Below are 14247 nucleotides of genomic sequence, written 5' to 3'. Positions count from 1 at the left end.
TCTCCTTGTTCAAAAAGGTCTTCCGACCGTGATGGTCTTGATCTCGGTGTAGTGCGTGATGCCCTCGGCGCCCTGCTCCTGGCCGAGGCCACTTTCCTTGTGGCCGCCAAAGGGCAGCTCGGGCTGCGAGACGCCGTAGTGGTTGATGCCGACCATGCCGGCCTCAATCGCTTCGCCCAGCCGGTGCGCGGTGTGCAGGTCGCGCGTGAAGGCGTAGGCGCCGAGCGCGTAAGGCAGCGCGTTGGCCTCTTCGATGGCGGCGTCCAGCGTGTCGTAGGGCTGGATCACAGCGATGGGGCCGAAGGGCTCCTGCTGCATCACGCGGCTGCTGGCGGGCGCATCGGCGAACACGGTGGGTTCGAAGAAGAAGCCCGGGCGCGCCACGCGGTGGCCGCCGGTGAGCAGACGTGCGCCCTGGCCCACGGCGTCGTCGACGAAGCGCTCCATGTCCTCGATGCGGCGCGCGTGCGAGAGCGGCCCCATCTGCGTGGCGGCGTCCAGGCCGGAGCCCAGCACGAGCTTCTGCGCAGCGGCGGCGAAGCGTTCGCTGAAGGTGGCGAGCTGCGCGCGCGGCACGTAGAAGCGGATCGGCGAGGCACAGACCTGGCCGGCGTTGCGGTACTTGGCGGTGACCGACTGCTTGAGCACGAAGTCGAGCCCAGCGCCTTCGGCCATGTCTTCGCACACGATCACCGGCGCGTGGCCGCCGAGCTCGCCGGTGAAACGCTTGACATGGCGCGCGGCCTGCTCACCCAGCAGCTTGCCCACGGCCACCGAGCCGGTGACCGAGACCTTGGCGATCTCGGGCCGCTCGATCAGGAACGACGACACCAGCGCCGGGTCACCCCAGACGAGGTTGATCGCGTCGCCGGGCACGCCGGCGTCGAGGAAACAGCGCACCAGCAGCATGCAGCTGGCCGGCGTTTCTTCGGCCGGTTTGATGACGACGCTGCAGCCTGCGGCCAGCGCACTGCCGAGCTTGCGGCTGGGCAGGTTGACCGGGAAGTTCCAGGGCGTGAACGCCGCCACCGGACCGACCGGCACGCGGGCGACGGTGTGCGAGAGGATGCCGTCGACGCGTGGTGCCACGGTGCGGCCATACAGACGTTTGCCCTCTTCGGCCTGCACATCGATGATGTCGGCCGAGAGCAGCACCTCTCGCTTCGCTTCGGCGAGCGGCTTGCCTTGTTCGAGCGTGAGCACGGTGGCAATCTGGTCCACCCGCTGGCGCAGCAGCTCGGCCGCGCGGCGCAGGACCACGTAGCGGTCGTGCGGGCGCACACGGCGCCATTGTTCAAAGCCGCGCCGGGCCGATTCGGCGGCCGCCGCCAGCTCGGTGGGGCCGGCCAGCGGCAGCCGGGCGAGCACGCTCTCATCGGCGGGGTTGATCACGGGGCGTTCGCCCCCGGAGGCTTGTGTGAGCCACTGGCCGGCCACGTGCAGGGCCAGGGAAGGGTAGGAAGAGGTCATGCTGCGCACTGTGCCGGTCACCGCCTGTTGGGCGTGATCGGAAATGCGCAAACTTGGCTTACGGGTTTACCCCAGGTTCTTTGTCTCACTGTGTGTCTCGCTCGCGGAACCTCGCGGCCAAGGCGTGTGCGCTCAGGCCGCAACGCTTGAGTGAGGCGGCCGGCGCTGCGCACCGACTGCCCTGCGATGCTCGCGGTCGTGGCCCCGTCGCCAAACTCGCTCCGTTCGCTTCGCTCTCTCTGCTCAGACATGGCGACGAATCAGTTGATGAAGCGCGCTGCGCGCGCGGCCACGGCCACTGCGCTTCTCGGCGCCTCACAAGGCGCGCTGCGGCCTGAGCGCACACGCCTAGGCAAACAACGTGTTGGCGCGCAACCGGTGGAATACCCAACGCTTCATGCTGCGGCAGGCGCTGTGCGGTGGGGGCGATGTTCCGGGGTGGCTGTGTCCGCCTGTCTGGGGCCGGGCGCGCAAGTGCGCGCCTCGTCAACTGACTCGCGGCCACTGTTTGAGCGAAGAGAGCGCAAGCGAACGCAGCGAGTTTGGCCGCGCCGGCCCCAGACAGGTGGACGCAGCGAAGTCGGCGCAGCCGACCACCCCGGATGAGCCCCCACCGCACAGCGCCTGCCGCAGCACGCGAGGTGCTTCCCCAGCGAAAACAACACCCACACACCAACAAAAAGAACAACCCGAACGATCAGCCCCTGCTCTTCCGGGCGCGCGCCAGCGTCTCCGACGGCAGCTCGAAAAAGTGCTTCTTGTAGTCCAGCGAAAACTGGCCCAGGTGCCAGAAGCCCCAGCGCGCGGCCACGTCCTGCACCGTCGCGCCCGTCCCGGCTTCGCGCAGGCCACGCCGCACGCCGTTGAGCCGCAACGCCCGCAAATACTGCGTGGGCGAGGTGCCCAGCACGTCCTGAAAACAGTAATTGAGCTTGCGACGGCTCGCCCCCACACGGCTGCACACGGCCAGGATCGAAGGCGGCTCGTCGGGGTTGGCCATCATCAGCTCGCAGGCCTTGTCCACCATGCGCTTGCGCCGTGCCAGCGAATTCAGATCGGAGATGTCCACACTCGGCGGTAACGCCTCGATCCATTCGATCAGGATGTCGTCGCGCAGCTGATTCAGGTGCGATGCGTCGGTGAAATGCTGTGCCAGCGCCAGCGCCTCTTTCAGTGCTTGCTGGTGCTTGCTGCGCAGTGCGGTGGCACTCTCGGGCGTGGGCAGCAGATCGACCTGATGCTCCAGCCAAGTGGCCAGCGGCTTCTGGTACATGTGCTCCCAGAGCCCGTTGAGCAGGCTGCGCTCGACCGTCAAGGCGATCAGGTGATGCTGCGGCGGCGTGACGAAATCGATCTCGCGCCCGCTGCCGCAGAGGATGGCGTCCGGGTGGACCTTGCGGCCATCGAAGTACACATCCCCGGTGGGCGCCACCGACATCGCAAACCCGTAGACCTGCTCGCCCAGCCGCCCGCGCTGGCGCAGCGCGAGGCTGGTCTTCTCTTCGGTCAGGCGCACCCCGTCGAGTTCCACCAGGGACAGTTCGCCACGAAAGCGGCCGCTGGAGAGCTGTTCGTAATGCAAGGCCCAGTCGCCCTGGGCCCTGGCGTGGGCGTCCATGTCGAAGGTCAGCAGGGAGTGTGCCCAGCCAGGCGCTTCAGCGTCTTCTTGGGCCTCGTCAATGGGGTCGCTCATGGCGCGCAGCGTAGCAGCAGGAAGGCCGATTGGGAGAAACCCGGGCCACATCGTGCGCAGTTTTGATAACCCGTTTGGCAGTGCGTCCCTAGCATCCGTCCACCCCCTGGCGCTGCGTGCCGGTGGCACGGATCACACAGACACAACGACGAGGAACAGCCATGAAAACCGCATCTACTTCACTTTCACCGTCCGGGTCAGACCCGGGCACCGAGCAGTCCCTGCGTTCCGGTCGGCTGGGGGTGATCGGCATCGTCTTCTTCGTGGTCGCCGCCGCCTCACCGCTGGTGGGCATGACCGGTGCACTGCCCGCCGCCATCCTGCTGGGCAATGGCGCTGCCGCGCCGGGTGCTTACCTGCTGGCGGGTCTGATCCTGCTGCTGTTCAGCGTGGGCTACGCCGCCATGAGCCACCAGGTGACGAACTCCGGCGCGTTCTTCGCGTACATCGGTCGCGGCATGGGTTTGCACCTGGGGGTGGGCTCTGCCTTCGTGTCCCTGCTGGCCTACCTGGCCATTCACCTGTCGATCTTCGGCTTCTTCGGCGGGCTGATGGCCGAGCAGGTCGGGGGGCTGCCCTGGTGGGGATGGTCACTGGTGGCGTGGGCCGCCGTGACCTGGCTGTCGCTGCGCAGCGTCGACGTGGGTGCGCACGTGCTGGGTCTGTTGATGGGGCTTGAGCTCCTGAGCCTGGTGGTCACTTCGGTGGCGATCTTCGTGCAGGGTGGGCCGGAGGGGTGGAATTTTGCGGCGTCCTTCAGCCCGGCCAACATCCTGGCAGGTGGTCTTGCGGGTTCCGCCGGCATCGCCCTGGCGTTCGCGTTCGCCTCTTTCGTGGGCTTCGAAGCCACCGCCATTTACGGCGAAGAATCGATCGACCCCAAGCGCACCGTGCCGCTGGCCACCTATGTCGCCGTGGTGCTGATCACCGTGCTGTTCGCCTTCACCTCGTTTGCGGTGGTGAGCGGTCTCGGCGCTGGCAAGGTGATGGACCGTGTGGTCGAGCTGTCGTCGGTCGACGGTGCGCCCCTGGTCAATCCCGCCAATGTGCTGTTCACGCTGGCGGGCCAGTATGTGGGTGACTGGCTGTCTGCGCTGATGAAGGCCCTGGTGCTCTCGAGTCTGTTTGCCGCCATGCTGGCGTTCCAGAACTCCGCCGCGCGCTACCTGTTTGCCCTGGGCCGCGGCGGCACCTTGCCCGCCGCACTGGCCAAGGTCAACCAGCGCGGTGCGCCGTCGGCCGGATCGATCATCGTCTCGGTGATCACCGCTGCTGTGATTGCGCTCTTTGCGGTGGCAGGCCTGGACCCGATCCTCAACATGTTCTTCTGGTTCTCCGGTCTGGCGGTGGTCTCGATCCTGCTGATCGAGATCCTGGTCTGTCTGGCGGTGATCGCCTGGTTCCGCCGTGTGCCCGGTGACGCGAACATCTTCCAGTCGCTGATTGCGCCGGTGTTGGCCACCGTCGGCCTGTCGGTCGGGCTCTACCTCCTGCTGGCGCGGTTTGGCCTGTTGACCGGGGCGGTCGCCGAAGGCATGGACCCGACCACGACCTCCTGGGCCATGAACGGTCTGGGCTGGTTCATGGCGCTGATGCCCTTTGGTGTGCTCGTGCTGGGCTACTTCTTTGCCATCGCACGCCACAAGGAAAACAAAGAGCTGATCCAGGACGTGATCTCCTGAAGGCGTCCTTGTCTGGACGCATTCGCTGAAGAAGTTCTGGCGCCGGGGGCGCCAGCACTTGTTTTTTCTGGTTGACTGCCTTGATGGAACACTGAAATGAATCAAACCGAACTGTTGGAGAAGCGGCGGGCCCTGCTCGGGCCGAACGTCTCCACTTTCTACCTGCGACCGGTGCACATCGTGAAGGGCGAGGACGTGTGGCTGTGGGATGCGGAAGGTCGTCGTTACCTCGACTGCTACAACAACGTGCCCCACGTCGGGCACTGCAACCCCAGGGTGGTGGAGGCCATCTGTTCGCAAAGCGCGCAGCTCAACGTGCACAGCCGCTACCTGCACGAGAACCTGGTGAACTACGCCGAGAAGCTGACGTCCACCTATGGCGGCGAACTCACCAACGCCTTGCTGACCTGCACCGGCTCCGAGGCCAACGACATCGCACTGCGCATGGCGGAAGCGATGACCGGCAAGCGGGGTGTCATTGCCACCGACGCCACTTACCACGGCAACACCAGCCTGGTCAGCCAACTGTCGACCGGCAATGCGCCGAAATACGGCTACGGGCTGAACCAGTACGTGCGCCATGTCGAGGCGCCCGACAGCTTGCGCATCGATGACCCTCAGGGGTTGCGCTTTGCGGCGAAGGTGCAGGAGCAGATCGACGAACACGAGCGCTCGGGCATCGGCTTCGCGGCGCTGATCGTGTGCCCGTTGTTCCTCAATGAAGGCTTCCCCACCCAGGCTCCCGGCTGGTTGCGCCCGACAGAGCAGGTGGTTCGGGAGGCCGGCGGCCTCCTGATCTGCGACGAGGTGCAGTCGGGCTTTGCGCGCAGCGGCAGCCATTTCTGGGCGCACCAGAAGCAGGGTGTGACGCCCGACGTGGTCACCATGGGCAAGCCGATGGGCAACGGCTACCCGGTGGCGGGTCTGGTCACGCGGCCGGAGGTGATGGACCGTTTCCGCGGCTCCTACCGGTACTTCAACACCTTTGGCGGCAACCCCGTGGCCTGCGCCGCCGCCATGGCCGTGCTGGAAGAGATCGAGCAGCGCAACCTGCAGGCGAATGCCGCCAAGATCGGTGCCCTGGCCGCGCAGGCGCTGACCGAACTGTCCAGCAAGTACGGTGTCATTGGCGACGTTCGCCAGAGCGGCATGGTGTTCGGCGTCGAGTTCCTCAAGGACAAGACCACGCTGGAGCCCGCCTCCGGTTTCGCCGACCAGGTGGTGGAGGCGATGCGCGAGCGGGGCGTGCTGCTGTCCAAGCTGGGGCGGCACAAGAACACCCTCAAGATCCGCCCGCCGATGACCTTTTCGGAAGAACACCTGGGCCTGCTGGTGCAGACGCTGGACGAGGTGCTGGCCGAACTGGCGCCACAGCCATGACGGACCTCGCCAAGGCGGCGGCCGCCGAATGGGGCCTGGGTGGTGCGCGCCTGCGGTTCATCGCCGGCCGGGAAAACCAGGTCTACCGGGTCACCGATGACGCCGGTGATTACGCCCTGCGCCTCAAGCGCCCCGGCTACCGGACCCGCATCGAACTCGAATCCGAATTGCAGTGGATGGCGGCACTGGATCGAGCGGGGATTCTGGTGCCGAGACCGGTTCCTTCGATCAAGGGGCGGTTGCTCGAACAGGTGGACGGCCATCTGGTCGACCTGCTGACCTGGCTGCCCGGCCAGACCCTGGGCACGCTGCTGACCGACTGCTCCGACGCCGACGCGCAGGTGCTGTTCCAGCACCTGGGTCGGGACATGGCGCTGTTCCATGCGGCTTCCGACGCCTGGGTCAAACCGGCCGAATTTTCGCGCGTCGCCTGGGACGCCGGAGGGCTGGTGGGCGAGGCACCACTCTGGGGGCGCTTCTGGGCGCATCCCGGGCTGTCCGCCGAAGACAAGGCCTTGTTTGAGGCGTTCAGAGCCGAGGCGGCGCAAGACCTGCGCCAGATGGACGCCGGCCTCGACCGCGGCCTGATCCATGCCGACCTGGTTCGCGAAAACGTGCTGATCAGCGATGGGCGGATGGGAATCCTGGACTTCGACGATGGGGGATGGGGCTATCGGGTGTTCGATCTCGCCACCACGCTGCTCAAGTTTCTGGACCTGCCTCGTTTCCCCCAGCTGAAAGAGGCGCTGCTGCAGGGCTACCTGAGCGTCAGGTCCATCGACACCGGCTCGCTCGACCTGTTCCTGGCCTTGCGGGCCGTGACCTACGTCGGTTGGATCGTGCCCCGTCTGGGCGAAGAAGGCGCAGGGGAACGCAGCCATCGCTACGTGGCGACCGCCCGCCATGTCTGCCAGCGGTACCTGTCGAACCCGCCAGGCCATTGAGCTTCTGGCCGGCACACGGCCCGTGCCACCGTTGATCCAGATCAGGGTCGCGCGCAAAACTGGAGTGCACGCTCTAGAAAGCACGCGGGAAAGCCCGCTGCCCGAACACCGGCCAGGCCCGGTAGATTCCGGCATTCACCTGGAGACCCGCATGACCAAGATTTCACCCGACTACCTCGCCCTGCAACGCCTGTACCACTGGGAAAAGACCGCCCCCCAACGCATCGCCCTGACCCAGCCCATGGGCGGCGGCGCCGTGCAAGACTTCACCTGGGCCCAGGTGGCCGACCAGAGTCGCCGCATGGCCGCCCACCTGCAAGCGCAGGGTTGGGCGCCCGGTTCGAAGGTGGCGATCCTCTCGAAAAACTGCGCCTGGTGGATGATGAGCGACCTGGCCATCTGGATGGCGGGTTATATCTCGGTGCCGCTGTACCCCACGCTCGCGCCCGAGACCATCACACAGATCCTCACGCACAGCGAAAGCAAGGCCTGCTTCATCGGCAAGCTCGACGGCTGGGCGCACATGAAGCCTGGCGTGCCCGCGGGCCTGCCCTGCATGAGCTACCCCTTGTCGCCGGACGACGCGGTGGCCGCCCACGAGGGCTGGGACACGATCATCGCGCGCACCGCGCCGCTGCAGGGTTCGCCCGTGCGGGCCGAGGACGAGCTCGCCACGCTGATCTACACCTCGGGCACGACCGGCATGCCCAAGGGCGTGATGCACTCCTTCGGCAACTTCGCGTGGGCGCTGGACCGGGGCATCCAGCGCATCCCGCTCAGCGGCGATGACCGCATGCTGTCCTACCTGCCGCTGGCCCATGTGGTCGAACGCATGCTGGTGGAACACGGCTGGCTGCGCACGGCCATGCACGTCTTTTTCGCCGAGTCGCTCGACACCTTTGCCGCCGACCTGCAGCGAGCGCGCCCCACGGTGTTCTTCTCGGTGCCACGGCTCTGGGTCAAGTTCCAGCAGGGCATCCACCACAAGATGCCGCCGGCCAAGCTCAAGCGGCTGCTGGGCATCCCGCTGATCGGCGGCCTCGTGCGGCGCAAGGTGAAGAAGGCGCTGGGCCTGGACCTGTGCACGTTCGCGGCTGGCGGCGCGGCGCCCATGCCGCACGCGCTGCTGAGCTGGTACAGCCAGCTGGGCCTGAGCATCAACGAGGGCTACGGCATGACCGAGAACCTCGCGCTCTCGCACATCACCGTGCAAGGCCAGAACCAGCAAGGCACGGTGGGGCCGGCCTACCCGGGCGTGGAGCAGCGCATCGACCCCGAGACCGGTGAGATCCAGATGCGCAGCCAGGCGCTGATGATGGGTTACTACAAAGAACCCGAAAAGACCGCCGAGGTGTTCACCCCCGACGGCTGGCTCAAGACCGGCGACAAGGGCGCCATCGACGCGCAGGGCCTGCTGCGCATCACCGGCCGGGTGAAGGACCTGTTCAAGACCGGCAAGGGCAAGTACGTGGCGCCCTCGCCCATCGAAGACAAGCTGGTCATGCACGAAGCGGTGGAGGCCTGCGTGGTCACCGGCGCCAACCTGGGCCAGCCGCTGGGCATCGTGATGCTCAACGCCGACTTCGCTGCCAAGGCCAAAGACACGGCAGGCCGTGCCGAGCTCGAAGCCTCGCTCGCCCAACACGTGAAGGCCATCAACGCGACGCTGGACCCGCACGAGCGGCTGCAGTGCGTGGTGGTGACCACCACCGCCTGGACCGTGGACAACGACGTGATCACGCCCACCTTCAAGGTCAAGCGCAACCGCATCGAAGACCTGTACGCCCGGCACTACGAGGCCTGGGAGGCCAGCGGCAAGACCGTCATCTTTGAAAAGGGCTGATCGACTGAGCGGCTGAGCGCCGCATTGTTTTTTGCGCGGAAGGGAATAAAAGGGCTTGTGGCGGTGTTTACCGCAGGCAAGCCCTTTTTTTCTTCCCTCTTTCAGGAGCCTTCCATGACACCCCGCACCACCGCCCTCGTCCTTGCCCTCAGTGCCGCCCTCATCGGCGGATGTGCCAGCGGTGGTGGCGGCATGGCCGCCCCGGCCGGCGTCAAGATGAGCGACGGCGTGCTCGCCGGCCCCAACGGCATGACGCTCTACACCTTCGACAAAGACACCGCCGGCAGCGGCAAGAGCACCTGCAACGGCCCTTGCGCCACCAACTGGCCCCCGCTGATGGCCGGCGGCGCTGCGGCGGCCGGCGACTACAGCGTGGTCACGCGCGACGACGGCACCCAGCAGCTGGCCTACAAGGGCAAGCCCTTGTACCACTGGGTCAAAGACGCCAAGCCCGGCGACAAGACCGGCGACGGCGTCAACAACGTCTGGCGTCTGGCCAAGCCCTGACCCCTCGATCTTGGGCCCCGAAGACACGCTGCCCCACATCCCCCGTCTGCGCCGCTACGCCCGGCTGCTCACGGGGGACGCCAGCCGCGCCGACGACCTGGTGCAGGACACACTGGAGCGCGCGTGCCACAAGTGGGCCTTGTGGCGGCTGCGTGCCGACGGCTCGGGCCTGCGCGCCTGGCTGCTGTCCTTGATGCACAACCTGTACCTCAACCAGGTGCGCGACCAGGTGCACGAGCGCCAATCGGTGGCGCTCGACGAGGGCAACGAGCCCAGCCACGACCCCTTTGCCCGCACCCCTGAGCGCCTGGACCTGGAACAGGCATTGGCGGCGCTCAGCCCGGTGCTGCGGGAGACGGTGCTGCTGGTCTGCGTGGAAGAACTGGGCTACGCCGAGGCGGCGCAGGTGCTGGGCGTGCCAGTGGGCACGGTCATGTCCCGCCTCTCTCGCGGACGCGAACAGTTGCGCGGCCTGACCAGTGGTGAACCCACCGCCCAGACGCCGGCGCCCCGTTTGAAAATCGTCTCCTGACCCACCTGCCATGAACACCGAAGCCACCGCCACCGTCAGCGAAGCCGAGCTGCACGCCTGGGTCGACGGGCAGCTGTCCCCCGAGCGCGCCGACGCGGTCGCCGAATGGTTGCTGGCGCACCCCGAGCACGCTCGCCGCACGCAGGCCTGGCAAGCGCAGCGCCTGGGCCTGCAGGCCCTGCAGCGGGACGTGCTCGACGCCCCTGTGCCGCTGGCGCTGGCGCGCGCCGCCCGCCCGAAACGCTGGGGAAGCGCCGCGCAGGCGCTGGCCGCCAGCGTGTTGCTGGCCCTGGGGTTTGCGGGCGGTTCATGGTGGGGGTCGCTGGACCGCTCGCCGGTGCCGATGGCGCAGGCACTGCCCGGGTTTGTGCAGGAGGCTCGGGTGGCCCATGTCGTCTACCTGCCGGAGAAACGCCATCCGGTGGAGGTTGGTGCCAATGAACAGGTCCATCTGGTGCAGTGGCTCTCCAAGCGCCTGGGCGCCCCGCTGAAGGCCCCGCTGCTGCAAGACCAGGGCTACTCGCTGGTCGGCGGGCGGCTGCTGCCCGGCCAGAACGGCGAGGCGCGGGCCCTGTTCATGTACGAAAACGGCGCCGGTGAACGGGTCACGCTGCATGTGTCAGCGCTGGGGGGCTCCACCGCACCCGAAGCCGCCGCCTTCCGCTTCACCCGCTCGGGTGACACCGAAACCTTCTACTGGATCGAAGACCGGCTGGGCTACGCGCTCAGCGGCAACCTGCCGCGAGAGACCCTGGCCCGGCTTGCCGACGCGAGCCACCGGCAACTGCGCCCCTGATCACCGCACCGCTCAGGCTTGAAGGGCCTGGGCATGGTGACGCAGGTGGTCTTCGACAAAGCTGCTGATGAAGTAGTAGCCATGGTCGTAGCCGGCGTGGCGCCGCAGCGTCAGCGGCTGGCCGACCTGCGCGCAGGCGGCTTCAAAGGCTTCGGGGTACAGCTGCTCGGCGAGGAATTTGTCGGCCAGGCCCTGGTCGATCAGGATGCCGCCGGGGTACGGCGCCGCCTTCTGCGCGCCCATCAACAGGCTCGCATCGTGTTCGACCCAGGTGCTTTCGTCTTGCCCGAGATAGCCGGTGAAAGCCTTGTGGCCCCACGGGCACTTTGTGGGTGCACAGATCGGCGCGAATGCCGACAGGCTCTGGAACACACCCGGGTGGCGCAGCGCCAGCGTGAGCGCACCGTGGCCGCCCATGGAGTGGCCGAACAGACCCATGCGCCCGCTGTTCAGCTTGAACTCTGCCGTCACGGCTGGCAGCAGCTCCTTGAGCAAATAGCTCTCCATGCACCAGTGGCCCGACCAGGGCGACTGCGTGGCGTCCAGGTAGAAACCGGCGCCCACCCCGAAGTCCCAGTGGTGGTCTTCGCTGTCCACGCCCGTGTTGCGCGGGCTGGTGTCGGGCATCAGCAAGGCCAGCCCAAGCTGCGCCGCCACACGCTGCGCGCCGGCCTTCATGGTGAAGGTCTCTTCGGTGCAGGTGAGGCCCGCGAGGAAGGTGAGCAGCGGCACGGTTTGCCCGGCGAGCGCCTGCGGCGGCAGGAACAGCGCAAAGCGCATGGGCAGGCCGATCTCGCTCGACGCGTGTTTGTAGAAGCGCTGCACGCCGCCGAAGCTGCCGTGTTCGCTGAGCAGTTCAAGGCGGTCGAAGGCCATGGTCAGAACTCGACCACCGAGCGGATCGACTCACCGCTCTTCATCAGATCAAAGCCTTTGTTGATGTCTTCCAATTTGAGCTTGTGCGTGATCAGGTCGTCGATGTTGATCTTGCCTTCCATGTACCAGTCCACGATCTTCGGCACGTCGGTGCGGCCGCGGGCGCCGCCAAAGGCCGAGCCTTCCCATTTGCGACCGGTCACAAGCTGGAACGGGCGCGTGCTGATCTCGGCGCCGGCCTCGGCCACGCCGATGATGATGCTGCGGCCCCAGCCCTTGTGCGTGCACTCCAGCGCGTCGCGCATCACCTTGGTGTTGCCGATGCACTCGAAGCTGTAGTCGGCACCGCCGTCGGTGAGTTGCACGATGGCATCGACCACGTTGGCGTGGTCCTTGGGGTTGATGAAGTGCGTCATGCCGAACTTGCGCGCCATGGCTTCGCGCGCCGGGTTCAGGTCGACGCCGATGATCTTGTCGGCACCCACCATCTTGGCGCCCTGGATCACGTTGAGGCCGATGCCGCCGAGGCCAAACACCACCACGTTGGCGCCCGCCTCCACCTTGGCGGTGAAGATCACGGCGCCAATGCCGGTGGTGACGCCGCAGCCGATGTAGCAGACCTTGTCGAACGGCGCGTCTTCACGGATCTTGGCCAGCGAGATCTCGGCGGCGACCGTGTAGTTGCTGAAGGTGCTGGTGCCCATGTAGTGAAAGAGGGGCTGGCCGTCCATGCTGAAGCGGCTGGTGGCGTCGGGCATCAGGCCCTTGCCCTGGGTGCCTCGGATCAGTTGGCACAGGTTGGTCTTGCGGCTCAGGCAGAACTTGCACTGGCGGCATTCGGGCGTGTAGAGCGGGATGACGTGGTCGCCCTTCTTGAGCGAGGTCACGCCGGGGCCCACGTCCACCACGATGCCCGCGCCTTCATGGCCGAGGATGGCCGGGAAGATGCCTTCCGGGTCGGCGCCCGAGAGGGTGTAGTAGTCGGTGTGGCAGATACCGGTGGCCTTGATCTCGACCAGCACTTCGCCGAACTTCGGACCTTCAAGATCCACGGTTTCGATGGTCAGGGGCTGGCCTGCTTTCCAGGCGACGGCGGCTTTGGTTTTCATGGTGTTGGGCTCGGTGTTGTGACGGCGGCACCGAGGTTAACGCAGATCAAACACGCCCGCCGGGCCGGGCCTTCACTCGGTTTTTCCGCCGGCCAGGAACCACTGCGCAAACAGGGCACGCTCTGCGTCGGTCAGGCCGGTGGCGTTGTTCAGGGGCATGGCCTTCATAAGCACCACCTGCTGGTAGATCATCTGCGCGTGCTGTTGGACCGCGGCGGGCTGGTCCAGCCGCACCCCTTTGGACTGCAGGGCCTCGCCGTGGCACATCACACAGCGCTGCTCGATCACCGGCTTGAGCTGTGCATAGCTCACCGTCTCAGGCATGGCCACATTCGCCACCGGCGCGGGCCTGAGCCAGACGATGAGCGCGAGCAACACCACCACGCCCACGGCGGCGTAAGGCCAGGGGTGGGCGTTGCGGCCGAGCTTGAAACCATGGCGCATGACGAAGAACTGGCGGATGGCGGCGCCGGCGAACATCATGCTGATGAGGATCAGCCAGTTCTGCGGGTGGGTGTAGGTGAAGCTGTAGTGGTTGCTCAACATGGCGAAGAGCACCGGCAGCGTGAAGTAGGTGTTGTGCACGCTGCGCTGCTTGCCGCGTTTGCCGTGGATCGGATCGATCGGGCGCCCGGCCTGGATGTCGGCTACCACGGTGCGCTGCCCGGGGATGATCCAGAAGAACACGTTGGCGCTCATGGTCGTGGCGAGCATGGCCCCCACGATCAGGAAGGCGGCGCGCCCGGCGAACATCTGCGTGGCCGCGTAGGCCGCAATGCACACCAGCACCAGCACCAGCGCACCGACCTTGGCGTCGCCGTTTTTGCTTTGGCCCAGCGTGCGGCAGATCGCGTCGTAGAGCAGCCAGAACACCACCAGAAACGCCAGCGCGGCGGCAATGGCGCCGGCGGGTGACCATTCCATGATGCGCGGGTCGATCAGGTAGACGCTGGGGCTCCAGAGGTAGGAGATGAGGAACAGCGCGAAGCCCGAGAGCCAGGTGGAATAGCTCTCCCAGTAGAACCAGTGCAGGTGCTGGGGCAGCTTGGGCGGTGCGCCCGAGAACTTGACCGGGTGGTAGAAGCCGCCACCGTGCAGGGCCCAGAGTTCACCGCTGACGCCGTCTTTTTTGAGCTGTTCGTCTTCGGGCGGCGTGAGGCTGCTGTCGAGAAAGACGAAGTAGAAGGAAGAGCCGATCCAGGCGATGGCGACGATCACGTGCAGCCAGCGCACCAGCAGGTTGGCCCAATCGAGCAGGTAGGTTTCCATGGCACCTCAACATGACGGAACTGCCGTCAGGGTTTGCAACTCACCACCGCGGGCGCTCTGAGTTCACTGAGGGCCGCGATGGCGTGCTTTCCACCAGAAAGACACCCCAGCTCCGCTGCGACCTGAGCTCAAAGTGTATACACTTT

General features: G+C 66.5%; 12 protein-coding genes. 7 read left to right on the top strand and 5 right to left on the bottom strand.

Translation table 11 applies throughout. The annotated features are described in order from the left end of the window. Positions 1–9: 9 nt before the first annotated feature. Together B0E41_RS05935 and B0E41_RS05930 are read right to left on the bottom strand one after the other, a co-directional pair. Positions 10–1470, bottom strand: coding sequence for an NAD-dependent succinate-semialdehyde dehydrogenase (locus B0E41_RS05935; protein ID WP_077329961.1), 1461 nt, complete (start codon positions 1468–1470; stop codon positions 10–12). Positions 1471–2167: 697 nt separating this feature from the next. Beyond that, positions 2168–3163, bottom strand: a complete 996-nt coding sequence (locus B0E41_RS05930) for a helix-turn-helix domain-containing protein (protein WP_171984680.1) — start codon at positions 3161–3163, stop codon at positions 2168–2170. A 161-nt stretch (positions 3164–3324) separates the two neighbouring features. On the opposite strand from B0E41_RS05930, the gene B0E41_RS05925 reads away from it, so the two are divergent. The 7 genes from B0E41_RS05925 (at position 3325) to B0E41_RS26480 (ending at position 10847) form a co-directional block, all read left to right on the top strand. Continuing rightward, complete coding sequence (locus B0E41_RS05925; RefSeq protein ID WP_077329904.1) at positions 3325–4845, top strand: APC family permease; 1521 nt, start codon at positions 3325–3327, stop codon at positions 4843–4845. Positions 4846–4941: 96 nt separating this feature from the next. Beyond that, on the top strand, positions 4942–6225 hold the full coding sequence (locus B0E41_RS05920; protein ID WP_077329902.1) for an aspartate aminotransferase family protein: 1284 nt from the start codon (positions 4942–4944) through the stop codon (positions 6223–6225). Beyond that, entirely contained in the window at positions 6222–7169 is a 948-nt protein-coding gene (locus B0E41_RS05915; RefSeq protein WP_077329900.1) for a homoserine kinase, read from the top strand. Before B0E41_RS05920 ends, B0E41_RS05915 begins: the two co-directional genes overlap by 4 nt. A gap of 151 nt (positions 7170–7320) precedes the next feature. Next, positions 7321–9012 carry an AMP-binding protein gene (locus B0E41_RS05910; RefSeq protein ID WP_077329898.1) on the top strand — a complete coding sequence of 564 codons (1692 nt, stop codon included), beginning with the start codon at positions 7321–7323 and terminating at the stop codon, positions 9010–9012. Positions 9013–9126: 114 nt separating this feature from the next. Next, positions 9127–9519, top strand: coding sequence for a hypothetical protein (locus B0E41_RS05905; RefSeq protein WP_077329896.1), 393 nt, complete (start codon positions 9127–9129; stop codon positions 9517–9519). A gap of 10 nt (positions 9520–9529) precedes the next feature. Continuing rightward, a complete protein-coding gene (locus B0E41_RS05900; protein ID WP_077329894.1) occupies positions 9530–10051 on the top strand; it encodes an RNA polymerase sigma factor in 522 nt (173 codons plus the stop codon). A gap of 10 nt (positions 10052–10061) precedes the next feature. Then, entirely contained in the window at positions 10062–10847 is a 786-nt protein-coding gene (locus tag B0E41_RS26480) for an anti-sigma factor (RefSeq protein WP_143433688.1), read from the top strand. Between the two features lie 12 nt (positions 10848–10859). Here the strand turns inward: B0E41_RS26480 and fghA are convergent, their stop codons facing one another. The 3 genes from fghA to B0E41_RS05875 form a co-directional block, all read right to left on the bottom strand. Beyond that, positions 10860–11723, bottom strand: a complete 864-nt coding sequence (gene fghA, locus B0E41_RS05885) for an S-formylglutathione hydrolase (protein ID WP_077329888.1) — start codon at positions 11721–11723, stop codon at positions 10860–10862. Positions 11724–11725: 2 nt separating this feature from the next. Continuing rightward, complete coding sequence (locus B0E41_RS05880; RefSeq protein ID WP_077329886.1) at positions 11726–12832, bottom strand: S-(hydroxymethyl)glutathione dehydrogenase/class III alcohol dehydrogenase; 1107 nt, start codon at positions 12830–12832, stop codon at positions 11726–11728. Positions 12833–12904: 72 nt separating this feature from the next. Next, complete coding sequence (locus B0E41_RS05875; RefSeq protein ID WP_077329884.1) at positions 12905–14101, bottom strand: urate hydroxylase PuuD; 1197 nt, start codon at positions 14099–14101, stop codon at positions 12905–12907. Positions 14102–14247: the final 146 nt, after the last annotated feature.

The sequence above is a fragment of the Hydrogenophaga sp. A37 genome (assembly GCF_002001205.1).
Lineage (GTDB): Bacteria > Pseudomonadota > Gammaproteobacteria > Burkholderiales > Burkholderiaceae_C > Hydrogenophaga.
This window is presented reverse-complemented; position numbering and strand designations above follow the sequence as displayed.